Raw genomic sequence first — 21,384 nt, 5'->3', positions numbered from 1 at the left:
TCAGAATCTCGACGCGATAACAAATGAATTAAAGAAACAGGTCGACCTGGAAGTAGATCGGCGCCTCGCGCTCGGTGAGCACGGTGGGGCGTTCCAGTGAGTGGGCGAACGTCACGCGAGTGGCGAGGTACTTGCCACGGGCGAAGAGTTCCAGAGAGTTGCCGGACATTCGGCCATGCACTTCGCTGTTGTATCGGTCATTGCTGATCACGCCTTGGTCATAGCCGACACTGGTGCCGTACTCGCTCAGTGCCGGGCGCAGCCAATCGACCGTCACCGGGCGGGTCCAGCGCAATTCGTTGCGCCAGTAGCCGCCGCTGTCCCCGGATAAAAACTGGTCTTTATAGCCACGTACCGATGAGCTGCCACCCAGGCTGATGCGTTGCGGGCTGAACAACACGTCTTCGCTGCGCTGGCCCGTGGCGAGGCTGCTGAACGTGAAGGACTCGCCCAGCCAGTTGAACGGCAACAGGTAACTGGCCGTGGCGGTGTACTTTCGATAGCGAGCGTTGGCGGTAAGATTGCCGGCATCATCACGACGCTGGTCGTTGCCTTGTGCATCCAGCGCGCCTATGCCCTGCTGCATACCCAGGTCCAGGTTGACGAACGACTGGCCAATACGCCGGCCGTGGTTGATACCCAACTGGGCTTCGGTAATACGCTGGCTGCTGTTATCCAGGCGGCTATCTTCGATGTAGTTGTTAGTGCGCAGATGGGCGAAGCCGGCATTGATCGACGTTTTGCTCACCGCATCGCGATGGACGAGGCGCTCGGCGCGAAATTGATGATTCTCGCTGTCGCCGCTCTGGCTGAAGTTGAAACCATTGCCTTGGGCCTGGGAGCGGTACTCGCTCTGGCTGTAGGTATAACTGAAGTTCCACCAGCCCCAAGGCACGTTGTAATAGAGCATGGCGTTTTTCGAGGTTTTCTGGTGATCGCTCACCGCGTCATGGCCGCCGTGCAACATCAACTGGTCGGCCAGCCCCAGCGGGCTGTCCCACTCCAGGCCTGCTCCCCACTGCTGTTCACCGGTGCTTTTCTGACCGTCGTTGTTACGCGACAGGCTGGCACGCCAAGGCTTCTGTGGGTTGTTCTTGACCAGCACGCTACTGCCGCCGACCTGAACGCCGGGGGTCAGTTCCATTTGCGCCTGATTGGAGGGCAAGCGGTTCAACTGATCCACCAGTTGTTCTATTTCACGAAGATTGAGCAATTCGCCCGTTTTACCGGGGAAGGTCATGGACAGTTCCCGATCGGAAATATGGCTGTCGTCAGCGCCCTTCAAACCCTCAAGTTTGCCCTCGACTACAAACACACTTAAGTGGCCGCTGGAGAGGTCTTGCTGCGGCAAGTAAGCGCGGCTGGTGATCATGCCCTTGGCGATGTAATGGTCGGTGATGACCTTGAGCAATTCGTTGAGTTGCGAGACACCCAGGCATTGACCGATATAAGGCTTGAGCAAGCGCTCGCGGTCAGCAGCGGACAGACTGTCGGCGCCCTTGAGTTCGATGTCTTTGATAGGAAAGCAACGTGTATCCACCGGGGCGGCCGGTGTTGCGGGCAATGTTGGCTTGCCCGGCAGTTCCTTGAGTTCTTCCAGTCGACGCTGCTGTTCTTCAATCAGGCGGTTCTGGCGATCGCGGATCAGCTCCTGGTCGCCCGGCGTTGGCAGGCTGGCGCCATCGGCGCTGCTCTGTGTACCCAAGCCAAGCAATAGCGCGCACAGCACCGGCCACATCCGTGGGGAGATAAGCATAACGCTCCATGTCATAAGTGCTGAGGGCGTACATTGATGCCCGCAGGGGAAGGGTCGTGGTCACCCTGAAATTGATGCCAGAAATACTGGCTAAATGACGCCAGCCATCACGGACGGTAAACAGACCCCACACATTTTGAAAAATTCAGCCGACAAGGAAATTAAGTCAGACCAACTGAACCACGCGGCGGGCTCGATACAGCAGCGAGAGGCTTGCCCCCGTTGGGTTGCGGCCAGCAGGATTGCGTTATCGACCTCGGGGTCGACGTGGAAAAGAGTGCCGTTTAAACAATGCTTGTTTAGTGGTCTGAGCGTTGTAGTGACTGTACTGGCCTGCTCGCGAAGGGCCCGAAAAGACCCCCTCCAACTTTCGGTCAAACCACCAATCGCGCCGCAAGAGACTTGGCCTGGCTCGCCACGTCGGTCACTGCCGTGCTCTCCCACCACATGCCGCGCAGCGGCGGGCCCATGGCGAACAAACGGCTGGCGACCTGCCCATCAGCGCCTGACACCGCGCCGTCATACGTGGCGGCAATGCCCAACGCCAATGGCCCCGGCCGCACCAGCCCGCGCGCCAACAGCTGCTGCGGCAATGGCCGCGCCACTCGCCGCCAGTCGTATTCGATGCCGCTGGAATTGATCAGTGCCGCGCCGTGCACCACGCAGGTTTCGGCCTCGCCACGGCGACGGATGCGGATACTCACCCCACCACTCAACGAAGGCTCCAACCCTTTGAACGATGCAGCCTGAATCCGCAACCGCCCTTCCCCGTGCAGCCGCGCCACCAACTCGGCACTCAACGGCGGCGAGCGATGGTGATGACTCTCCCACCACGGCCGCACATGGCGCACGAATTGCCGGCGTTGCACGTCCGTCGCCTGACTCCACAACCGCCCGATGTGCGCTCGCACGGTGTCGAGTGGCGCTTGCCAGTCGATGCCTTGGGCGATGGCGTCGCGGCAATGCCGACGCAGTTCACGCATCAGCTGACGCGGTGTGCGAATGCTGTGATCCTCGGCCAAAAAATCCGCCCAGGCCGGCGGCTGCCTACGCACGTGAGGCAACAGCCCATGCCGGGAAAACACCTCGATCGGCCCGCGATGCCCGGCCTGCTCCAGCGACACCACGGCATCGACCATGGTTAGCCCGGAACCGATGATCAGCACCGTGGATTGTGGATCGAGCTGCCGCATGGAGACCACGTCCCACGGGTCGAGGGCGGCGGCGTTCAGGCCGCTGGATTCGGTCTGCGGCGTGCGTGCGGCGGGGAACATACCGGTGGCCAGTACCGCATAGGCGCCTTGCAAGCATTGCCCATTACTCAAGGTCAATTGCACTGAATCGTCCCGGGTTTGCAGGTCCACCACTTCGGCACGCACATGTTCGACGGCCGAACCGTGGCGCTCACCCACTGCCTGCGCTTCGGCCAGACGCTGCTGCACATAGACCCCAAACAGCCCACGCGGCGGGAACAATTCACTGACTGGCACATGTTGCTGATCCGACTCCGGCCATCCACCCGCCGCGATATGTTCGGTGAGCCATTGGGTCAAATCATCAGCGTTGTCGGGATCGACACTCATGCGCGCCGCGTTGCCGTTAAGCGTATGCCCCAGTTCGACCGCGCTATAGGCCTCGCCCCGACCGAGTTCGGCGCGGGGCTCGATCACCAGCGCCTGACGCTTGCCCGGCAAACGCAACAACTGCGCCGCCAGCATCGTCCCGCTCAGGCCACCACCGATGATCAGGATATCCGCGTGGCGGATGGGTTTGGTCGCCTGTCCGCTTGGGGTGTCAGTCATGCCGTTCTCACTGGTCAATGTTTACCTGAATAGACATTGGGCATATCGCCCCATGCAGTCACTCATCGGCGCTGCCGGACAGCCCAGCGTAGAAGAAAACACATCAACTAAAAAATGCAAGATGTTCCACTGTTGCCCCGCCAACAGCCTGGCCTGTCTCACCAACGCATCGATACGCCCAAATCGAGCACTTCGCTTTTATGGAATGGATCGTCGACCCAATACCGCATCTGCATTCCCCCCACCCACAGACTGTTAATAAATGCGCAAGCAGGAATCAAGAATGATGCTCGTCCCTCTTGAAGGGGAATCACTAATCTATTGGGAGTGTTGCCAACCTTGTATTCAAGGGTCACCTGCGTGCCCGGATAGACGTTCCGGTTCAATTCAATATCGACCCGGGCACCGGCAATGACATCTTCGAGAAAGACATTGTCGCCGTAGGCCACTGGTAGTACGGGTGCAGGTAAAAGCTCTGACGGCTTTTTGTGATTGATAGACATGTCTGAATCCGATGTTAAGGAGTGGGCCGCCATTCGCCGGCGCACTCATCATTGTTGGATCCGAGGCTCATCGTCTACTGTGAGAAGCAACAGGTATATACGTGTTTTACGCGACAGAATCGGCACCGATCAAATCACCACATTACGCACAAAGCGCGCCGCCACGTCCCCCTCATTGCGATAGGAATGCGGCTGATTACTGGCAAACATAAAGAACTCACCGGCCGCGATTTTCTGCGGCTCGTTGCCGAGCATCAGGGTCAGGCAGCCTTCAAACACATAAATCTGTTCGCTATAGCCATCGGCATCCGGCTCCGAGGGGTAATGCTCGCCTGGCTCAAGGCGCCATTCCCAGAGTTCCACTTCACGAGTGGCGGTAGCTTTGGCCAGCAACACCGCTTTACTGCCAGGGATCGTGCCGGCCCAGGCCAGTTCATTGATGCGGCTCGGGTCGCGGGCTTCAGGGGCCTGGATCAAGTCGCTGAAGGCAACGTCCAGCGCTTCGGCCACGCGGTCGAGGGTGGTCAGGCTGACGTTCTTCTCGCCGGCCTCGATGGCCACCAGCATGCGGCGACTGACACCGGATTTTTCAGCCAGGGCGCTCTGGCTCATGTCGGCGGCATGGCGCAGACGTCGGACGTTCTGGCTGACGTGCTGGAGGACCGACGCCCGTTGGGTGGAATCTTTGTGCACTATATTGCTCACTTGATGGTGTTGCGCAGTATACTGCCCAACTTCCGGCGCATTGTGCGTCTCCCTCAGGTAGCGCGCAAGGTCATGACGTCGATGAACTCCTCCCCTGCTTCCTCCCGCTTCTCACGGTTCAGCAAAGCTGAGTGCGTGTTGGTGCTGATCACCATGGTCTGGGGCGGGACCTTTTTGCTGGTGCAGCATGCAATGACCGTCAGCGGGCCGATGTTTTTCGTCGGTCTGCGTTTTGCTGCGGCGGCGAGCATCGTGGCGCTGTTCTCCTGGCGTCATCTGCGCGAACTGACCCTGTTCGAACTCAAGGCCGGGGCGTTTATCGGCGTGGCGATCATGCTCGGTTACGGCTTGCAGACCGTGGGCTTGCAGAGCATTCCCAGCAGTCAGTCGGCATTTATTACCGCCCTGTATGTGCCGTTCGTGCCGTTGCTGCAATGGCTGGTACTGGGTCGGCGGCCGGGGTTGATGCCGAGTATCGGGATCATGCTGGCCTTTACCGGGTTGATGCTGTTGTCGGGGCCGTCCGGCGCTTCGTTCAATTTCAGCCCTGGTGAAATCGCCACATTGATCAGCGCCGTGGCGATTGCAGCGGAGATCATTCTGATCAGCACCTATGCCGGTCAGGTCGACGTGCGCCGGGTGACGGTGGTGCAACTGGCGGTGACTTCGGTGCTGGCGTTTCTGATGGTGGTGCCGACTCAGGAAGTGATTCCGGGGTTCACCTGGTTGCTGTTGTGCAGCGCATTGGGCCTGGGCGCGGCGAGTGCGGCGATTCAGGTGGCGATGAACTGGGCGCAGAAGAGTGTTTCGCCGACGCGGGCGACGTTGATCTATGCCGGGGAACCGGTGTGGGCCGGGATAGTCGGGCGGATCGCCGGGGAGCGGTTGCCGGCGATTGCGTTGGTTGGCGCGGGGTTGATTGTCGCGGCGGTGATTGTCAGTGAGTTGAAGACCACGGGTAAGGATCGTGAGACGATTGAGGATGAGTTGGAGAGCGAGCCCGTCGATTCAGATAAATGAAAATCTCAATCGACGGATTATAAACAACTCTCCTTTCGCCATGACGTTCACGACACATCAGTTTTCTAACTAATGGACTTCAGATCTTCACCCGCCACAGACGCAGATTCCTCGCTCTTCTCAAATTGGTTTGCGAGCATTCGACCTTGACTCTTTGGTTTGTGCTTCAAAAATTGTTTTTCAATCAAATGCCAAGAACAGTAACCCAGAACCAACGAAATCAATACAGTGACAAAAAGGTAGGTCGGGTAAGCGATGCCCGGATACTGAAGCAATACAAACTGCTGTACCGGAAAAGCATAAATATAAACACCATAGGAACAATCGCCGACTTTATTAACCCAACTCCCCAACCAACTCCGAGACAGACCGTAAGCCAACACGATGTAAGGCAAGGTGATCCACATTAGAAACTTCGAAACGCTTGCATAGGGCGCCAACAAAATCGTCGCCATAAGAAGTACAGCTACACCCGAGAGGCTGAACCAACGCTCCAAACCAAATTTTGCATAACAGGCACCTATCATAAAATAGATACCTGTGAGAAAAATACTCCGGACATCAGTACCGTGCACTACGATTAAAGGGGCATCCCTCCAGCACCAGAATACTACTGCCAGAACGAAAATCCCTGTGGCAGCAGCGTAGATCAGCCTCCGCCCCTTGAAGAGCAAACCAAGGCCCATCACTACCAAGTACATAAAGAATTCGACAGGTAGACTCCAGAGTGATCCATTAACCGCACTCGGAATCCTTGAATGCTCCAGTACGCCTGGCAAATAGAACACAGGCTTCAAGACTATATTGTTAAAATAGGTCAAAAAATTCGAATGCCCAAAATACTCTTTTATTTCCAGCGTGGAGAAAACAGGCCCCAGCAAAAACATGCTAATCAACACAACAACAATCAACGCTGGAAAAATTCTCAGCGATCTTTTTATTATAAAGCTCATGGGAGACGGATCAAAATCCCAACTTTTTACAATTAAATAACCACTAATGACAAAGAATATAGCGATACCCAACCCACCATAAGAGGCGAGCCCGAGAAAACTAGTCGGCGCGTTACCATAAAATGCAAAGGAGTGCGCATAAAGAACCATTAGCGCGGCTACAAGTCGTAACAAATTTAAATTATTGTCTTTATGCTGCATTCATTCCCGCCCCAACACCCATTAAATTCGAAATTTTCCGAACACTAAACACGTACTTATTAAAAAAAACGTCTCCCAAAAAGCAGCATTCAAAAACCTGGAGGCCTAAAAACCACTTCCCATGATGGCCGCAAATCATAACATCATCTGCCACTCGTCCCAATGCGGACCTCTCCTCGCCGGAGTATTTCTCGCCTACCTTCCCGAACATCCTTTGACGTGTCGTCCAAATACACTTGGGGCGCCCCCCCTTTCAGACAGTAGTCTACCGAGGATATCGCCTGCGCACGACGAAGTGCGATTAAATCATCAAGAAAGCGCCACTGATCGCTGAGTTTGATGTTGATTGACACGCCGCTATCGCGAGCAGGCTCGCTCCCACATTAGTTCTGCGTTCTGCCACGATGGTATGAACGCAGCTAAACCACGAAGGGCCGAACGGTTAAAACCGGCCTTTCGAAACAATGATAAACAGGAATTCCCCGCTTACTTTGTAGGATTCTGCGACAGCTTGGCGTTTGGTGATCGGGGAGCTGGCACGTATGATGCTTCACAAACTTCCGCAGATTAGAAGCCTATGTCTCTGATAGTTCTACTGCTTCTGCCTTTTATCGGCAGCTGTCTGGCAGCCTTGCTGCCGCACAACGCGCGTAACACCGAATCGCTGTTGGCTGGCCTGGTGGCCCTGATTGGCACCGTGCAGGTCGCGCTCTTGTACCCGCAAATCGCCGATGGCGGCGTGATCCGCGAAGAGTTCTTCTGGCTGCCGAGCCTGGGCCTGAACTTTGTTCTGCGCATGGATGGTTTCGCCTGGCTGTTCTCGATGCTGGTGCTGGGCATCGGCACGCTGGTTTCGCTATACGCCCGCTACTACATGTCGCCGGATGATCCGGTGCCGCGTTTCTTCGCGTTTTTCCTGGCGTTCATGGGCGCCATGCTGGGGTTGGTGATCTCCGGCAACCTGATCCAGATCGTGTTTTTCTGGGAGCTGACCAGCCTCTTTTCATTCCTGCTGATCGGCTACTGGCACCACCGCGCTGATGCGCGACGTGGTGCCTATATGGCATTGATGGTCACCGGTGCCGGTGGCTTGTGTTTGCTGGCGGGGGTCATGCTGCTCGGGCATGTGGTGGGCAGCTATGACCTGGACAAGGTCCTGGCCGCCGGCGATCTGATCCGCGCACATGCCCTCTACCCTATTCTGCTTCCCCTGATCCTGATCGGCGCCTTGAGCAAAAGTGCGCAATTCCCCTTCCACTTCTGGCTGCCCCACGCCATGGCGGCGCCGACACCGGTCTCGGCGTATCTGCACTCGGCGACCATGGTCAAGGCCGGGGTCTTCCTGCTCGCACGGCTGTGGCCGTCGCTGTCCGGCAGTGAAGAATGGTTCTACATTGTCGGCGGAGCCGGGGCCTGTACGCTGTTGCTCGGTGCTTACTGCGCGATGTTCCAGAACGACCTCAAGGGCCTGCTGGCTTACTCGACCATCAGCCACCTGGGCCTGATCACGTTGCTGCTGGGCCTGAACAGTCCGCTGGCCGCCGTCGCCGCAGTGTTTCATATTCTCAACCACGCCACGTTCAAGGCCTCGCTGTTCATGGCCGCCGGAATCATCGACCACGAAAGCGGCACCCGGGACATTCGCAAACTCAGCGGCCTGATCAAACTGATCCCGTTCACCGCCACCCTGGCCATGGTCGCCAGTGCCTCCATGGCCGGCGTACCGCTGCTCAACGGTTTCCTGTCCAAAGAGATGTTCTTCGCAGAAACGGTGTTCATCAACGCGACGGCCTGGATCGAGATGACCCTGCCCATCGTCGCGACCATCGCCGGGACGTTCAGCGTCGCCTACTCCCTGCGCTTCACTGTCGATGTGTTCTTCGGCCCGACCGCCACCGACCTGCCGCACACCCCGCACGAGCCGCCACGCTGGATGCGCGCGCCGGTGGAGTTGCTGGTGTTCACCTGTCTGGTGGTGGGGATCTTCCCGGCGCAAGTGGTCGGCCCGTTGCTCGCGGCGGCTGCATTGCCGGTGGTGGGCGGCACGCTGCCCGAGTACAGCCTGGCGATCTGGCACGGCTGGAACGCGCCGATGATCATGAGCCTGATCGCCATGTCCTGCGGCATCATCCTCTATCTACTGTTGCGCAATCAGCTCAAGCGCGGGCGCTTCACGCACCCGCCGGTGATCAGCCACTTCAACGGCAAACGCCTGTTCGAGCGCGGCCTGGTGATCATGATGCGCCTGGCCCGTCGTCTGGAGCGGCGGATCAGCACCCGGCGCCTGCAAACCCAATTGTTTCTGGTGGTGCTCGCCGCCGTGCTGGCCGGGTTGATCCCGATGCTGCACAGCAGCCTGAGCTGGGGCGACCGGCCGAAAATTCCGGGCTCGATCGTGTTCGTGACCCTCTGGCTGCTGGCGATTGCCTGTGCCCTTGGCGCGGCGTGGCAAGCCAAGTATCACCGGCTCGCGGCCCTGACCATGGTCAGCGTCTGCGGCCTGATGACCTGCGTGACCTTCGTCTGGTTCTCGGCGCCGGATCTGGCCCTGACGCAATTGGCGGTGGAAGTGGTGACCACGGTGTTGATCCTCCTCGGCCTGCGCTGGCTGCCACGACGAATCGAAGAGGTGTCACCATTGCCGAGCAGCCTGCGCAAGGCACGCATCCGCCGTATCCGCGACTTGCTGCTGTCGATCGCGGTGGGTGGCGGCATGGCGCTGCTGTCCTACGCGATGCTGACACGCCAGACGCCCAACGACATTTCCTCGTTCTACCTCAGTCGCGCCCTGCCCGAAGGCGGCGGCAGCAACGTGGTCAACGTGATGCTGGTGGACTTCCGTGGCTTCGACACCCTCGGCGAAATCACCGTGCTGGTGGCGGTGGCCCTGGCTGTGTTCGCCCTGCTGCGACGCTTCCGTCCACCGAAAGAAAGCCTGCAACTGCCGGCCCAGCAGCGCTTGCTGGCGCCCGACGTGGTCACCGACCTGGTCAACCCGCGTCACGCCAGCGACACCGCGCTCGGTTTCATGATGGTGCCAGCGGTGCTGGTGCGTCTGCTGCTGCCGATTGCGTTTGTGGTGTCGGTCTACCTGTTCATGCGCGGGCACAATCAACCGGGCGGCGGTTTCGTCGCCGGTCTGGTGATGTCGGTGGCGTTCATCCTGCAATACATGGTCGCCGGCACCCAGTGGGTCGAGGCACAAATGAGCCTGCGGCCGCTGCGCTGGATGGGCACCGGGCTGCTGTTCGCCACGGTCACCGGGCTCGGGGCGATGGTGGCCGGGTATCCATTCCTTACCACTCACACCTGGCATTTCGCATTGCCGCTGCTCGGCGAGATTCACATCGCCAGCGCACTGTTCTTCGACATTGGCGTGTACGCCGTGGTGGTCGGCTCGACGCTGTTGATCCTGACCGCCCTCGCCCACCAATCGGTACGCGGTCATAAAACCAGCGCGCAACCCAAGCCCGTGGCCAAAGCAGCTGCCACGCAAGGCGCCATCTGATGGAAGAAGTCATCGCAATCGCCATTGGCGTGCTGGCCGCGTCCGGCGTGTGGCTGGTGCTGCGGCCACGGACATTCCAGGTGGTCATGGGCCTGTGCCTGCTGTCCTACGGCGTCAACCTGTTCATCTTCAGCATGGGCAGCCTGTTCATCGGCAAGGAGCCGAACATCAAGGATGGCGTGCCTCAGGATTTGCTGCACTACACCGACCCGTTGCCGCAAGCGTTGGTGCTGACCGCGATCGTCATCAGCTTCGCCATGACCGCGCTGTTCCTGGTGGTGCTGCTCGCCTCCCGGGGCCTGACCGGCACCGACCATGTGGATGGCCGGGAGCCTAAAGAATGAATCCGATGGCGCACCTGATCGCAGCCCCCATTCTGCTACCGCTGCTGACCGCCGCGGTGATGCTGATGCTGGGCGAGAAACACCGCCCGTTAAAGGCCAAAATCAATCTGTTCTCCAGCCTGCTGGGGCTGGGCATTGCCGTGATGCTGCTGCAATGGACGCAAACCACCGGCGTGCCGGGCTCCATCGGTGTGTACCTGCCGGGCAACTGGCAGGTGCCGTTCGGCATTGTGCTGGTGGTCGATCGTCTGTCGGCGCTGATGCTGGTGCTGACCGGGATCATCGGCGTCAGCGCCCTGCTATTCGCCATGGCGCGCTGGGACGGCGCCGGCTCGAGTTTCCACGCGCTGTTCCAGATTCAGTTGATGGGCCTGTACGGCGCCTTCCTGACGGCGGACCTGTTCAACCTGTTCGTGTTTTTCGAAGTGCTGCTGGCCGCCTCTTACGGGCTGATGCTGCACGGTTCGGGCCGGGCGCGGGTGTCGTCGGGGCTGCATTACATTTCGATCAATCTGCTGGCCTCGTCGCTGTTTTTGATCGGCGCGGCGTTGATCTACGGCGTTACTGGCACGCTGAACATGGCCGACCTGGCGCTGAAAATCCCGCTGGTGCCGGAGGCCGATCGCGGCTTGCTGCATGCCGGCGCGGCGATTCTGGCGGTGGCGTTCCTGGCCAAGGCCGGGATGTGGCCCCTGAATTTCTGGCTGGTGCCGGCCTACTCAGCGGCCAGCGCTCCGGTGGCGGCGATGTTCGCGATCATGACCAAGGTCGGCGTCTACACCTTGCTGCGACTATGGACGCTGCTGTTCTCCGGGCAGGCCGGGGCATCCGCGTATTTTGGTGGCGACTGGCTGATCTACGGCGGCATGGCGACCATCGCTTGCGCCGCCGTGGCGATCCTCGCCGCGCAACGCCTGGAGCGTATGGCCAGCCTGAGCATTCTGGTGTCGGCAGGCATCCTGTTGTCGGCCATCGGTTTCGCCCAGCCGAACCTGATCGGCGCGGCGCTGTTCTATCTGGTCAGCTCAACCCTGGCCTTGAGCGCGCTGTTCCTGCTGGCCGAATTGATCGAGCGCTCGCGTTCGGCCAACGAAATGCCGCTGTTCGACGACGGCGAGCTGCTGCCACGGCCCCTCGAATCCTTGCAGCCGCCCAAAGGCTTCAACCTCGATGACGAACAGAAAGCCGTGGTCGGCCAAGTGATTCCCTGGACCATGGCGTTCCTCGGTTTGAGCTTTATCGCCTGCGCCCTGCTGATCATCGGCATGCCGCCACTTTCCGGGTTTATCGGCAAACTCAGTTTGCTCAGCGCCCTGCTCAATCCGTTGGGTTTGGGGAATGGCAGCGACGAACCGGTATCGAACGGCGCGTGGGGTTTTCTCGTCCTGTTGATCTTGTCCGGGTTGGCCTCGTTGATCGCTTTCTCGCGTTTGGGCATCCAGCGTTTCTGGACCCCGCAAGAGCGGCCGTCGCCCTTGCTGCGGCGCCTGGAATGCGTGCCGATCGTCATTCTGCTGGGGCTGAGCATTGCGCTGACGTTCAAGGCTGAACCGCTGCTGCGCTACACCCAAGCGGCGGCCGATGCATTGAACAACCCGCAGCAATACGTGATGGCGGTGCTCGAAACCCGTGTGATTCCGGGTCCGCAAACCACGGCAGCGGCGTCGGAGGTGCAACCATGAAGCGTCTGTTTCCTGCACCATGGTTGTCGCTGGCGTTGTGGCTGCTGTGGCTGGTGTTGAACCTGTCAATGAGCCCCGGCAATTTACTGCTGGGCGCCATGCTGGGGTTCTGCGCGCCGTTGATGATGCGCAAGCTGCGACCGCTGCCGATCCGCATTCGTCGGCCTGGGGTGATCCTGCGTTTGTTCTTGCTGGTCGGGCGCGACGTGATCGTGTCCAACCTCGCCGTGGCCTGGGGCGTGCTCAACGCGGGCCGTCGTGCGCCTCGCTCGCGGTTCATCAAGGTGCCGCTGGATTTGCGCGATGCCAACGGCCTCGCGGCGCTGTCGATGATCTGCACGGTGGTGCCCGGCACGGTCTGGTCGGAATTGGCGCTCGATCGCAGCATTCTGCTGCTGCACGTCTTCGACCTGGATGACGAAAGCCAATTCATCCAGCACTTCAAGGCGACCTACGAGCGCCCCTTGATGGAGATCTTCGAATGAGCGCATTGCTGTCGAACGCGATCCTGCTGAGCCTGTTCATCTTTTCGATGGCAATGATTCTGACCCTGATCCGGCTGTTCCAGGGCCCGTCGGCCCAGGACCGGGTTCTGGCCCTGGATTACCTGTACATCATCGCCATGCTGATGATGCTTGCGCTGGGCATTCGTTATGCCAGTGACACTTACTTCGAGGCGGCGCTGCTGATCGCCCTGTTCGGCTTCGTCGGCTCGTTCGCCCTGGCCAAATTCCTGCTGCGTGGCGAGGTGATCGAATGAGGCCTGAATTGTCTCTGTGGGTGGAAATTGCGGTGGCGATTCTGCTGGTGCTGAGCAGCCTGTTTACGCTGATCGGTGCGGTCGGGCTGCTGCGGATGAAGGATTATTTCCAGCGCATGCACCCACCGGCGCTGGCCTCGACCTTGGGCGCGTGGTGCGTGGCATTGGCTTCGATCATTTATTTTTCGGCGCTCAAATCGGCGCCGGTGCTGCATGCCTGGCTGATTCCGGTTCTATTGTCGATCACCGTGCCGGTGACCACGCTGCTGCTGGCTCGGGCGGCGCTGTTTCGCAAGCGCATGGCGGGGGATGATGTGCCGGCGGAGGTGAGTAGTCGGCGCACAGAGAGCGGGAGTTAAGATCAAAAGATCGCAGCCTTCGGCAGCTCCTACAGAGCGTACGCCGATCCAATGTAGGAGCTGGCGAAGCCTGCGATCTTTTGATCTTGCTTGTCTCGAATCAGATCCAGGCCACTGCCAACAACCCCGCGCCCAACACCACACACAGCGGCGAATACGCCCATGTGTCGAGCCGGGCAAACTTCGAATCCTTGACCTGCTTGAAGAACCCCACCAAATTCGAATCGCCGATCGCCCGGGCGAACATCAGCATCGCGATCGCGCTGATCACCCATTGCAGCGACCAATGATGCACGGTAGGCAGATACAGCCCGACCCGCAGGCACACCAGCATCGCGATCAGCAGCAAGCCCACCGCTACCAGCAACGTGCCAAAGCCCGACGGCTTGAACGCCGGCCTTGATGCCTCGCCGCCCTCCCCGGGCACGCGCGGCACCGCCGCCTCGCTGCCCCACTTGCCACCCGCCGCCCAATACAGGTGGACCAGGCTGATCAATAAAAAGATTGCAGCAATCCATTGCGCGACCAAAAGGCTCATATTCAGACATCCAGCGTGAAATGTTGCAGCAGGATGAACTTCCTTACGCGTTTTTGTAAGGGTATTCACTATCGAACCGTCGCTCGGCTGCAAATGCGATTAAAAGCGCTCCCCCTGTAGGAGCTGCCGCAGGCTGCGATCTTTTGACCTGGCTTTAAAAAACAAGATCAAAAGATCGCAGCCTGCGGCAGCTCCTACGGGATTTATGTACACCCGAGATTTCCCGGGCGTACATAAATCGGTTTATTTCAGGGCCGCAGAAACTTTATCCGCCACATCCTTCGGCACCCAGGCCTGCCACACGTCCGGGTGCGCCTTCATGAAGGCCTCTGCCGCTTGACGTGGCGGGGTGTGTTTTTCGCTCATGTCGGCCAGGGCCTTGTTCAACGCTTCGATCGGTAAATCGACCTTGGTGAAGAACTCGGCAATCTGCGGGTATTGTTTTTGAAATGGCGTGGACACACCGATGGACAGCTTGGAGGGCAGCGAGCGCGTCGGTTTCGGATTGGGGTTGTCCGCGTCAGTCAGGGTTTTCCAGGCGTCGGCGTCGAACGGTGGCTCTTGCAACTGAATCAGCTTGAAACGGCCGAGCAACGGCGTCGGCGACCAGTAATAGAACAGGACCGGCTTGCCGCGACGAATCGACGAGCTGATCTCTGCGTCCAGCGCCGCTCCCGAACCACTGCGAAAGTTCACATAGCTGTCGTCCAGCCCATACGCCTTGAGCTTCTGCTTGTTGACCACTTCCGACGTCCAGCCGATCGGGCTGTTGAGAAAACGCCCCTTGCCCGGGGTTTCCGGGTCTTTGAACACGTCTTTGTAGCGTGGCAGATCACTGATACTGCGCAGATCCGGCGCCATCGGCTTGATGCCCTTGGCCGGGTCGCCCTTGATCACATACTCCGGCACCCACCAGCCCTCGGTAGCACCTTTGACCGTATCGCCCAGGGCCATGACTTTGCCCTCGGCCTCAGCCTTGACCCAGACCGGACTGCGACCGGCCCATTCCTCGCCAATGACCTGAATGTCATTGTTGGCCAGCGCGGTCTCCAGGGTAATGGTCGTCCCCGGTAAGGTGTCGGTCGGCAAGCCATAGCCCTTCTCGACGATGATCCGCAGGATATCGGTGATCAGGCTGCCGCTTTCCCAGTTCAGGTCGGCGAAATGAATCGGCGCCTGGGCAGAGAACACCGGAACGGGTGAAGCCAATAAACCGAACGTGGCCAGGGTAGCGGCCAGTAACCGTCGAAATCCCCTCATGCTTTTGCACCTCGCGCTGTTCACAGCAATAGCAGGATGGCCTGACAAAGAAGACCGCAAGCCTCTGAATACTCAGTCATCTGACTGTAGTTGAGGTTCCTGCTTTCGAGGGACGAGGATTACTTTTCGCAAGGTTCCTGCAAGCGTGCAAGCTCTCTTCTGACCATGCTGGCGTACGCCGCCGGACGTAACAGGTAGATCTGTGACGCCACCCAATTCAGCCAGCCCCCCTGCAGAACGGCCTTTTGAGCCAACAGACGCTGCGCCTCGGTGTGCGCACTGGCCTGGTTCTGTTCGTGGAAGTCGGCGCGGGTCAGGGTCATTACTCGCTGGCCTTGAAGGTCACCAGTTCGCCCTTGCGCCACTTGGCGGCCTTGGCGGTCACGGCTTTCAGGGTTTTGGTCAGGCCTTCCTGCAATTGTTGATGGGCCGCGAACACCATCACCACGCTATGACCTTCCTTGAACACAATGCCGTGGCCGTCTGCGGTGGTCACGAACGCGTAATCCCCCAGCCCGTACACCGTCAGTTTGATTTCGCGGAACTTGATATCCAGCTTGCCGCCTTCGCGACTGGGCAATACGGAAGCACTGAAATGGTCGCCGACTTTGAGTTTAAGCCCTGGCTTGTCATCCACCACCAGCGCTGCTTCGGTGTCGAGCTCGGCAATGTAAATGCCTTCAGCGTTCTGTTCGGTGATGTAGACGAAACGTGACTGAAACTGTTTAACCAGCTTTGCGCGCAAATCACCCAGTACGAACAAAGCATGCATATCGAGATTACTTACTGCCAAGGAAACATCCCCACATCTGAAAATGACGCCGTACGCGGGAAACGCGCACAGCAGAAAAAAGCGGCAATGCCGAGGTGTAGCCAAATGACCCGGGTCGAATCCTGGAATGAGCAGAGGGCCCATTCATCGTGAGGCTTGAGAAGATTACTGGAACATCCCTCACGTCGTCTTGCCTGGCGGTCGTCAGATGTTGAAGGAAAACGCCCTTCTGACGGCCAGATAAAACCGGATTACCAACTTTAGGGAAAATTCTCTTTAAAAAAAGCACTTTTCCGACATATCGCCAGTAAAAAATTGCTTTAGATGGGCATCAATCGCCAACCATCAATGGCGATTCTAGAGCAGCCATGCTCACCAAGACTACCCATAACACCGTACACACGTCGGTAAAACCACGAAAAGGACTTCATATGTGCACACTGACTCACTTTGCCCAGCCTCACATCCGACACACCAATGGCTCGTCATCTCTGCATTCGATGGTGTTCCACGAGCAGGATTTCCTGCCTGAAGAGCGTCTGCTCCCACGTTTTCAGGTGGTATTGGCCGGCAACGCCTTTTTCCACATCAGGGAAATATCCACCGGACGTGTAAGAGGTTTCCGCGGCAATCATAACGATGCCTGCGCCCTTGCCCGTTTACTCGAGGCACGCAGTTGAGGCACCTGCAGCGCTCACTTCTATAGACGTTTCGTCACACCGGTGACTTAACTCAGCCGCCGGCAGGCAACTACTGCCATACTGCCCGACCAATGAAACCCGCCCCCAGGGCGGACGGCGTTCAACACAACAATTATTTCCAAGGGAAGACTGCTACGTGACGGAATTTGATATCGGTGAATTTTTTATCCGGGGCGAAGCCAGAGAGGTCGAAGGCGAATTCCAGGCAGTCATTATCATGCGCGCCAAACCGCCGTTGACCACTGTGACGTCTCACCAGGTCGAAAAGGATCGCTGGTTCAAGACCGCGGATGTCGCGGCCGTTGCCGCCCAGGATGCCGCCAAGGCGCTGAAGCTTGCCGTCGATGAAGGTGCATTGAAAGCCTGATCATCGGATTTGCAGTCTATGCTCATCCCTGCTTTTGAATATCGCTATCGAACTCCTGAAGCGCGGTTCTCTCAGATGCCTCTCAGCTGCAATGAAGCCGCACCTCGGATCTCGCACTCGACGCGACGGATTATCTGCAAGGAGATGAAGATGGACTCACCCACACATGATTTGAAAGGCCTGTTCGACCAGCTCGGTCTGGACTCCAGCGAGAAGGCCATCGACGATTTCATTGCCAGCCATTCTCCCCTGGCCGACAACAAGAAACTCATCGACGCCGAGTTCTGGACCCCGCAGCAAGCCGGCTTCCTCAAGGAACAACTGCGTGAAGACGCCGATTGGGCGCATGTGGTCGACGACCTGAACCTGCGCATGCACCAGATCCACTAATAACCGATAACAATTGCCGGGCCTCGTCAGCGAGGACTTTGCGGCTTGTAACCCAGGCGCAAACCACCCCAATGCCGGCCCTTGAGCATGATCGGCACCGACAGGTCGTGCATCAGTTCACCGGTGTCGCGGGTGTAAGTCTGCAACAACACGGCCTGTTGGTGGCTGCCACAACGGATCCCGGTGCGGTCGGTGAATTTGCGTTTGGTGCGGTTGTGCAGGGTATCGACCTGCACATCACCGGTCAGCGGCTGGCTGAACACGGTGTTATGGGTGGGCACATAACCCTGCTGCGTGCAGGCGATGGCGAACACCAGGCCTTCATGGCGCGGCAGCAACGGTTCCTGGATCGCCGGCAATACCTGATCGGTGTAGCGGTCGAAACGGGTCTGGTACTTGGCCGGGCTGGTGTTGGGGATTGTCTGGTAACTGCGATCAAACAGGTCATCGAGGCTGATCCGGCCCTGATCGATATCCGCTTCGAAGCGTGCCGCAATCTGACTCGCCCCTTCGCGGGCCAGGTCGTAAATCCGCTGGTGATAGTCATCCAGTCCGACTGCGGCGAGGCGTTCGCTGATGGTTTCGGCCTGCCCTTCCATTTGCACCGCTGCCTGGGCGAGTCGCTGAGTCTGCTGGTCGCTGATCGCCAGATCGCTGCGCATCTGTTCGATGGCGTGGAACAGACTGTCGAGTTGTTCACGGTTGGTGTCTGCGCCCTGAGCGATTTCCCCGACCTGCCTTTCGCCCCCTGCGGCCAGGCGCGCGATGTTTTCCAGGTGCTTCCCGGTGTGCTCGACTTGCGCAACACCGGTATTCAGATCGCTCGCCAGTTGACGAATCTGCTCCACCACTTGCGCGGTGCGTTGCTGAATGTCGGCAACCATCTCCCCGACTTCACCGGTCGCCGTCGCCGTGCGCGCGGCCAGCCCGCGAACCTCATCGGCCACCACCGCAAAACCGCGACCGTGCTCGCCGGCCCGCGCCGCTTCGATGGCAGCGTTCAGCGCCAACAAATTGGTCTGGCTGGCGATGGACTGGATCACCAACGTGACCCGCTGGATATCGTCGCTGCGCAGGCTCAGCGCTTCGATCAGCTCGCGACTGCTGCTGGCACGCTCACTGAGTTGATGCATGCGCGCAATGGACTCGACCAGTTCCGTGCGCCCTGCCGCGCTGCTCTGATGGGCTTCGCTGGCCGCGCTCAAGGCTTCCCGACTGAGTTTCGACGTAGCGTGCTCGGTGGCGATCATCACTTCAGCGCTGCTGACAATCTGCGCCGCGGCGTTGAGCTGCGATTGCAGTTTGTCCGCCAGTTGCTTGACCGAATAGGCCACGCCGGCAGCCGACAAGGCGTTATGACTGGTGGTGTAGGAAAGATCGCGAGTCAATTCGGCGATGGCGCTGGAACTGTCTGCGGGGGTTGCATCAGGGAGAGTGCGCGAGCGCAGGCGCGGCAGCCAGATAATCAGCACGGCCAATGGCAGGCCAAGGTAAAGCGACCAGCCAGCCAATGCCATGCCGCACAGCAAGAGCATCAGGGCGATGCTTTGCAAGGTCGGCGTCAGCCAAAGGTTTTTCGGCAAAAGTGCTGGTGCAGGCATTGCCCCAACCAGAGATCCGTCCCTCGTCATCTTCATCACCCCACACGTCTTCTAGTTGTTGTGATCGCATTAAACGCCACTACAAAGCCATTATCTATGGTCCGTTAGTAGTGGGGGGTTGCAGCAGATCAATAGAAGTGAGTGAGATTTTTCGAAGACGTCGAAAAGCAAAGATCGCAGCCTTTGGCAGCTCCTACAGAGGTTCGCATAAACCTGTAGGAGCTGCCGAAGGCTGCGATCTTTTCAGGGGCAACCAGTTATTCACTGGTTACCCCACAGAATCAAGCCTGACGCTGGTGCTTGTCGATCTGCTCGTGACGCTCTTGAGCTTCGATGCAGTACTTGGTGGTCGGGCTGATCAGCAGACGTTTCAGGCCGATGGCCTCGCCGCTGTCGTCGCACCAGCCAAAGCTGTCTTCCTTGATGCGTTCCAGGGCTTGTTCCAACTGAGGCAGCATGCGCTGGTCGCGATCGATCGCGTTTACCAGCCAGGTGCGCTCTTCTTCGACGGAAGCCGCGTCAGCCGGATCGGCCGGGGTGTCCAGGCTCTCGATGGCGATGCGATTCTGCTCGATGCGCTCATGGGTTTCGACTTTCATGTTCTGCAACAGCTCAGAGAAAAAAGCATGTTGCTCGGCATTCATGTAGTCATCCGCCGGCATGGCCAGCAACTTGTCCTTTGTCATTGATATCTCTATAAAAAAACGTGCATTAAGGCGAATTAGGGAGCGATCCGTTGAACCTGAAGCGGTCATTGGAAAGGCGCCGTTTATTCCAAGCGCCACCCGGCACTCAATTTACGAGGGGCGGCAGTCTAAGGCCGACTTGAGGCCTCAGCAACTGAAAAGACAGCAAATCTGTCCGACAAAGCCCTGAAAGTGCGCTACGGCTGGCTTTGAGGCGCTTATCGGAGTGCGTTTATAGCAAGAAATTCAGTCGAGCGGCTGTATATAGAAGACAAACGGCTGCGCCACGCGGGTCAGGCGTGGCGCATTTTCGCGTTTCGTCCGGCTTCAGCGCTTGAGTTTGCGCTTGTTGCGGTACTGGTCGATGACCACCGCCACCACAATAATCAGCCCCTTGATGATGTCTTGAATATAAGCATCAACCCCGACAAAGGTAAAGCCGCTGGCCATGACCCCGAGGATCAACGCGCCAATCACGGTGCCAGTGATCCGCCCTACGCCACCGGCCAGGCTGGTGCCGCCAATGACTGCCGCGGCAATCGCATCCAGTTCATAAGACATGCCCATCCCGGCCTGCCCGGTCGCGGCCCGCGCCGACGCCACCACACCGGCAAGGCCAGCAAGCAACCCGGCGATGCTGTAGACGATCACCAGATGCCGCTTGACGTTAATCCCGGAGGTGCGCGCCGCCTGCATGTTGCCGCCGATGGCGTAGGTGTACTTGCCGTACTTGGTATAGCGCAGGGCGATGTGAAAGATCACCGCCACCACCAGAAAGATGATCACCGGCATCGCGCCGTGTCCGATGGCCGTGTAGGAATCCGAGAGCATGCTCACCGGCTGACCTTCGGTGTAGTAGCGCGCCAGGCCGCGGGCCGAGACCATCATGCCGAGGGTGGCAATGAACGGCGGAATCCCGGTGATCGCAATGATGCTGCCGTTGATCGCCCCCGCCAGCAATCCCACTCCGAGCCCGACGATCACTGGAATCCACACCGGCAAGTCAGTCAGGGACGGAAACACCGCCCGGGCAAAGTCCGAAGTCTGGGCCAGGCTGGCGGCAATCATCGCCGACAGCGCCAGCACCGAACCGGAAGACAGGTCGATACCCGTGGTGATGATGACCTGGGTCACTCCGATAGCCAGCAGGCCGATGATCGACACCTGCAAGATCATCAGCACCAGACGCTGAGAGTTCATCAGGAAGCTCTGGTCCCGCACGATCCAGCCGAACATTTCGAAGACCAGGCCGATGCCGATCAGCACCAGGAAGATACTCAACTCGGTCGGAAAGCGCCGGCGACTCTTGACCGGTACCGCCGCAGGCTTGTTTTCCAGTATCGCGTTCATAACCACTCACCCTTCAAATGAAATCCGTGTGGCGAGGGAGTTTGTTTGTGGCGAGGGAGCTTGCTCCCGTTGGACTGCGCAGCAGTCCCATTCTTTTAGGGCCGCTTCGCAGCCCAGCGGGAGCAA

At 58.8% G+C, this 21,384-nt stretch carries 22 protein-coding genes; 10 read left to right on the top strand and 12 right to left on the bottom strand.

Annotation, left to right across the window (positions count from 1 at the left end; genetic code table 11):
- Positions 1–28 precede the first annotated feature (28 nt).
- From ACZ89R_RS00215 to ACZ89R_RS00200, 4 genes are all read right to left on the bottom strand, one after another.
- On the bottom strand, positions 29–1,738 hold the full coding sequence (locus tag ACZ89R_RS00215; protein ID WP_429547926.1) for a ShlB/FhaC/HecB family hemolysin secretion/activation protein: 1,710 nt from the start codon (positions 1,736–1,738) through the stop codon (positions 29–31).
- 392 nt (positions 1,739–2,130) lie between these two features.
- Entirely contained in the window at positions 2,131–3,558 is a 1,428-nt protein-coding gene (locus ACZ89R_RS00210) for an FAD/NAD(P)-binding protein (protein WP_429547147.1), read from the bottom strand.
- A 158-nt stretch (positions 3,559–3,716) separates the two neighbouring features.
- A complete protein-coding gene (locus tag ACZ89R_RS00205; RefSeq protein ID WP_429547148.1) occupies positions 3,717–4,061 on the bottom strand; it encodes a hypothetical protein in 345 nt (114 codons plus the stop codon).
- Between the two features lie 129 nt (positions 4,062–4,190).
- The gene (locus ACZ89R_RS00200) at positions 4,191–4,754 is read right to left on the bottom strand and encodes a helix-turn-helix domain-containing protein (RefSeq protein ID WP_401171523.1); all 564 of its coding nucleotides are present in this window, start codon (positions 4,752–4,754) and stop codon (positions 4,191–4,193) included.
- A 15-nt stretch (positions 4,755–4,769) separates the two neighbouring features.
- Between ACZ89R_RS00200 and ACZ89R_RS00195 the strand changes: the two genes are divergently transcribed.
- Entirely contained in the window at positions 4,770–5,786 is a 1,017-nt protein-coding gene (locus ACZ89R_RS00195; protein ID WP_429547927.1) for a DMT family transporter, read from the top strand.
- 65 nt (positions 5,787–5,851) lie between these two features.
- On the opposite strand, the gene ACZ89R_RS00190 is transcribed toward ACZ89R_RS00195, so the two are convergent.
- A complete protein-coding gene (locus tag ACZ89R_RS00190) occupies positions 5,852–6,940 on the bottom strand; it encodes an acyltransferase family protein (RefSeq protein ID WP_429547149.1) in 1,089 nt (362 codons plus the stop codon).
- Between the two features lie 577 nt (positions 6,941–7,517).
- On the opposite strand from ACZ89R_RS00190, the gene ACZ89R_RS00185 reads away from it, so the two are divergent.
- From ACZ89R_RS00185 to ACZ89R_RS00160, 6 genes are read left to right on the top strand one after another with little or no spacing between them, the layout of a single operon-like run.
- Positions 7,518–10,448 carry a monovalent cation/H+ antiporter subunit A gene (locus ACZ89R_RS00185; protein WP_429547150.1) on the top strand — a complete coding sequence of 977 codons (2,931 nt, stop codon included), beginning with the start codon at positions 7,518–7,520 and terminating at the stop codon, positions 10,446–10,448.
- Positions 10,448–10,792: a Na+/H+ antiporter subunit C gene (locus ACZ89R_RS00180; RefSeq protein ID WP_008029186.1), complete on the top strand. Its 345-nt coding sequence runs from the start codon at positions 10,448–10,450 to the stop codon at positions 10,790–10,792. The genes ACZ89R_RS00185 and ACZ89R_RS00180 overlap by 1 nt, the downstream gene beginning before the upstream one ends.
- Positions 10,789–12,474: a monovalent cation/H+ antiporter subunit D gene (locus ACZ89R_RS00175; RefSeq protein WP_429547151.1), complete on the top strand. Its 1,686-nt coding sequence runs from the start codon at positions 10,789–10,791 to the stop codon at positions 12,472–12,474. The genes ACZ89R_RS00180 and ACZ89R_RS00175 overlap by 4 nt, the downstream gene beginning before the upstream one ends.
- The gene (locus ACZ89R_RS00170; RefSeq protein ID WP_429547152.1) at positions 12,471–12,959 is read left to right on the top strand and encodes a Na+/H+ antiporter subunit E; all 489 of its coding nucleotides are present in this window, start codon (positions 12,471–12,473) and stop codon (positions 12,957–12,959) included. Before ACZ89R_RS00175 ends, ACZ89R_RS00170 begins: the two co-directional genes overlap by 4 nt.
- The gene (locus ACZ89R_RS00165; protein WP_123494180.1) at positions 12,956–13,234 is read left to right on the top strand and encodes a K+/H+ antiporter subunit F; all 279 of its coding nucleotides are present in this window, start codon (positions 12,956–12,958) and stop codon (positions 13,232–13,234) included. Before ACZ89R_RS00170 ends, ACZ89R_RS00165 begins: the two co-directional genes overlap by 4 nt.
- The gene (locus ACZ89R_RS00160; protein WP_007895414.1) at positions 13,231–13,593 is read left to right on the top strand and encodes a Na+/H+ antiporter subunit G; all 363 of its coding nucleotides are present in this window, start codon (positions 13,231–13,233) and stop codon (positions 13,591–13,593) included. Before ACZ89R_RS00165 ends, ACZ89R_RS00160 begins: the two co-directional genes overlap by 4 nt.
- Positions 13,594–13,693: 100 nt before the next feature.
- Here ACZ89R_RS00160 and ACZ89R_RS00155 read toward each other — a convergent pair whose 3' ends face one another.
- The 4 genes from ACZ89R_RS00155 to ACZ89R_RS00140 all read right to left on the bottom strand — a co-directional run bounded on the left by ACZ89R_RS00155 (position 13,694) and on the right by ACZ89R_RS00140 (position 16,184).
- Positions 13,694–14,131 (bottom strand): DUF3995 domain-containing protein, encoded by a 438-nt coding sequence (locus ACZ89R_RS00155; RefSeq protein WP_429547153.1) that lies wholly within the window; start codon positions 14,129–14,131, stop codon positions 13,694–13,696.
- A gap of 243 nt (positions 14,132–14,374) precedes the next feature.
- The gene (locus tag ACZ89R_RS00150; RefSeq protein WP_429547154.1) at positions 14,375–15,391 is read right to left on the bottom strand and encodes an ABC transporter substrate-binding protein; all 1,017 of its coding nucleotides are present in this window, start codon (positions 15,389–15,391) and stop codon (positions 14,375–14,377) included.
- 119 nt (positions 15,392–15,510) lie between these two features.
- Positions 15,511–15,714: a hypothetical protein gene (locus ACZ89R_RS00145; protein WP_429547155.1), complete on the bottom strand. Its 204-nt coding sequence runs from the start codon at positions 15,712–15,714 to the stop codon at positions 15,511–15,513.
- Positions 15,714–16,184, bottom strand: a complete 471-nt coding sequence (locus tag ACZ89R_RS00140; RefSeq protein WP_008067697.1) for a hypothetical protein — start codon at positions 16,182–16,184, stop codon at positions 15,714–15,716. The genes ACZ89R_RS00145 and ACZ89R_RS00140 overlap by 1 nt, the downstream gene beginning before the upstream one ends.
- 410 nt (positions 16,185–16,594) lie before the next feature.
- Here ACZ89R_RS00140 and ACZ89R_RS00135 point away from each other — a divergent pair, with 410 nt between their 5' ends.
- From ACZ89R_RS00135 to ACZ89R_RS00125, 3 genes are all read left to right on the top strand, one after another.
- Positions 16,595–16,843 carry a hypothetical protein gene (locus tag ACZ89R_RS00135; protein WP_123494172.1) on the top strand — a complete coding sequence of 83 codons (249 nt, stop codon included), beginning with the start codon at positions 16,595–16,597 and terminating at the stop codon, positions 16,841–16,843.
- Between the two features lie 157 nt (positions 16,844–17,000).
- Entirely contained in the window at positions 17,001–17,231 is a 231-nt protein-coding gene (locus ACZ89R_RS00130; protein ID WP_008067701.1) for a hypothetical protein, read from the top strand.
- A 150-nt stretch (positions 17,232–17,381) separates the two neighbouring features.
- Positions 17,382–17,621 (top strand): DUF2789 domain-containing protein, encoded by a 240-nt coding sequence (locus ACZ89R_RS00125; RefSeq protein WP_192342784.1) that lies wholly within the window; start codon positions 17,382–17,384, stop codon positions 17,619–17,621.
- Between the two features lie 26 nt (positions 17,622–17,647).
- Here the strand turns inward: ACZ89R_RS00125 and ACZ89R_RS00120 are convergent, their stop codons facing one another.
- The 3 genes from ACZ89R_RS00120 to ACZ89R_RS00110 all read right to left on the bottom strand — a co-directional run bounded on the left by ACZ89R_RS00120 (position 17,648) and on the right by ACZ89R_RS00110 (position 21,258).
- Positions 17,648–18,871 carry a methyl-accepting chemotaxis protein gene (locus ACZ89R_RS00120; RefSeq protein ID WP_476241485.1) on the bottom strand — a complete coding sequence of 408 codons (1,224 nt, stop codon included), beginning with the start codon at positions 18,869–18,871 and terminating at the stop codon, positions 17,648–17,650.
- Between the two features lie 632 nt (positions 18,872–19,503).
- On the bottom strand, positions 19,504–19,908 hold the full coding sequence (locus ACZ89R_RS00115) for a TraR/DksA family transcriptional regulator (RefSeq protein ID WP_007907888.1): 405 nt from the start codon (positions 19,906–19,908) through the stop codon (positions 19,504–19,506).
- A gap of 327 nt (positions 19,909–20,235) precedes the next feature.
- On the bottom strand, positions 20,236–21,258 hold the full coding sequence (locus ACZ89R_RS00110; RefSeq protein ID WP_007907889.1) for an ABC transporter permease: 1,023 nt from the start codon (positions 21,256–21,258) through the stop codon (positions 20,236–20,238).
- Between the last annotated feature and the right edge of the window lie 126 nt (positions 21,259–21,384).

This window comes from Pseudomonas sp. TE3728, assembly GCF_056279145.1.
Note: the sequence above shows the minus strand (reverse complement) of the source record. Positions and strands in the feature narration are given on the sequence as shown.

Coding starts and splice junctions, on each gene's coding strand:
- ACZ89R_RS00205 (WP_429547148.1), bottom strand. CDS start 4,061: ATGTCTATCAATCACAAAAAGCCGTCAGAGCTTTTACCTGCACCCGTA.
- ACZ89R_RS00150 (WP_429547154.1), bottom strand. CDS start 15,391: ATGAGGGGATTTCGACGGTTACTGGCCGCTACCCTGGCCACGTTCGGT.
- ACZ89R_RS00210 (WP_429547147.1), bottom strand. CDS start 3,558: ATGACTGACACCCCAAGCGGACAGGCGACCAAACCCATCCGCCACGCG.
- ACZ89R_RS00135 (WP_123494172.1), top strand. CDS start 16,595: ATGTGCACACTGACTCACTTTGCCCAGCCTCACATCCGACACACCAAT.
- ACZ89R_RS00185 (WP_429547150.1), top strand. CDS start 7,518: ATGTCTCTGATAGTTCTACTGCTTCTGCCTTTTATCGGCAGCTGTCTG.
- ACZ89R_RS00120 (WP_476241485.1), bottom strand. CDS start 18,871: ATGATCGCCACCGAGCACGCTACGTCGAAACTCAGTCGGGAAGCCTTG.
- ACZ89R_RS00155 (WP_429547153.1), bottom strand. CDS start 14,131: ATGAGCCTTTTGGTCGCGCAATGGATTGCTGCAATCTTTTTATTGATC.
- ACZ89R_RS00165 (WP_123494180.1), top strand. CDS start 12,956: ATGAGCGCATTGCTGTCGAACGCGATCCTGCTGAGCCTGTTCATCTTT.
- ACZ89R_RS00125 (WP_192342784.1), top strand. CDS start 17,382: ATGGACTCACCCACACATGATTTGAAAGGCCTGTTCGACCAGCTCGGT.
- ACZ89R_RS00115 (WP_007907888.1), bottom strand. CDS start 19,908: ATGACAAAGGACAAGTTGCTGGCCATGCCGGCGGATGACTACATGAAT.
- ACZ89R_RS00170 (WP_429547152.1), top strand. CDS start 12,471: ATGAAGCGTCTGTTTCCTGCACCATGGTTGTCGCTGGCGTTGTGGCTG.
- ACZ89R_RS00190 (WP_429547149.1), bottom strand. CDS start 6,940: ATGCAGCATAAAGACAATAATTTAAATTTGTTACGACTTGTAGCCGCG.
- ACZ89R_RS00175 (WP_429547151.1), top strand. CDS start 10,789: ATGAATCCGATGGCGCACCTGATCGCAGCCCCCATTCTGCTACCGCTG.
- ACZ89R_RS00145 (WP_429547155.1), bottom strand. CDS start 15,714: ATGACCCTGACCCGCGCCGACTTCCACGAACAGAACCAGGCCAGTGCG.
- ACZ89R_RS00160 (WP_007895414.1), top strand. CDS start 13,231: ATGAGGCCTGAATTGTCTCTGTGGGTGGAAATTGCGGTGGCGATTCTG.
- ACZ89R_RS00180 (WP_008029186.1), top strand. CDS start 10,448: ATGGAAGAAGTCATCGCAATCGCCATTGGCGTGCTGGCCGCGTCCGGC.
- ACZ89R_RS00215 (WP_429547926.1), bottom strand. CDS start 1,738: ATGTGGCCGGTGCTGTGCGCGCTATTGCTTGGCTTGGGTACACAGAGC.
- ACZ89R_RS00195 (WP_429547927.1), top strand. CDS start 4,770: ATGGTGTTGCGCAGTATACTGCCCAACTTCCGGCGCATTGTGCGTCTC.
- ACZ89R_RS00110 (WP_007907889.1), bottom strand. CDS start 21,258: ATGAACGCGATACTGGAAAACAAGCCTGCGGCGGTACCGGTCAAGAGT.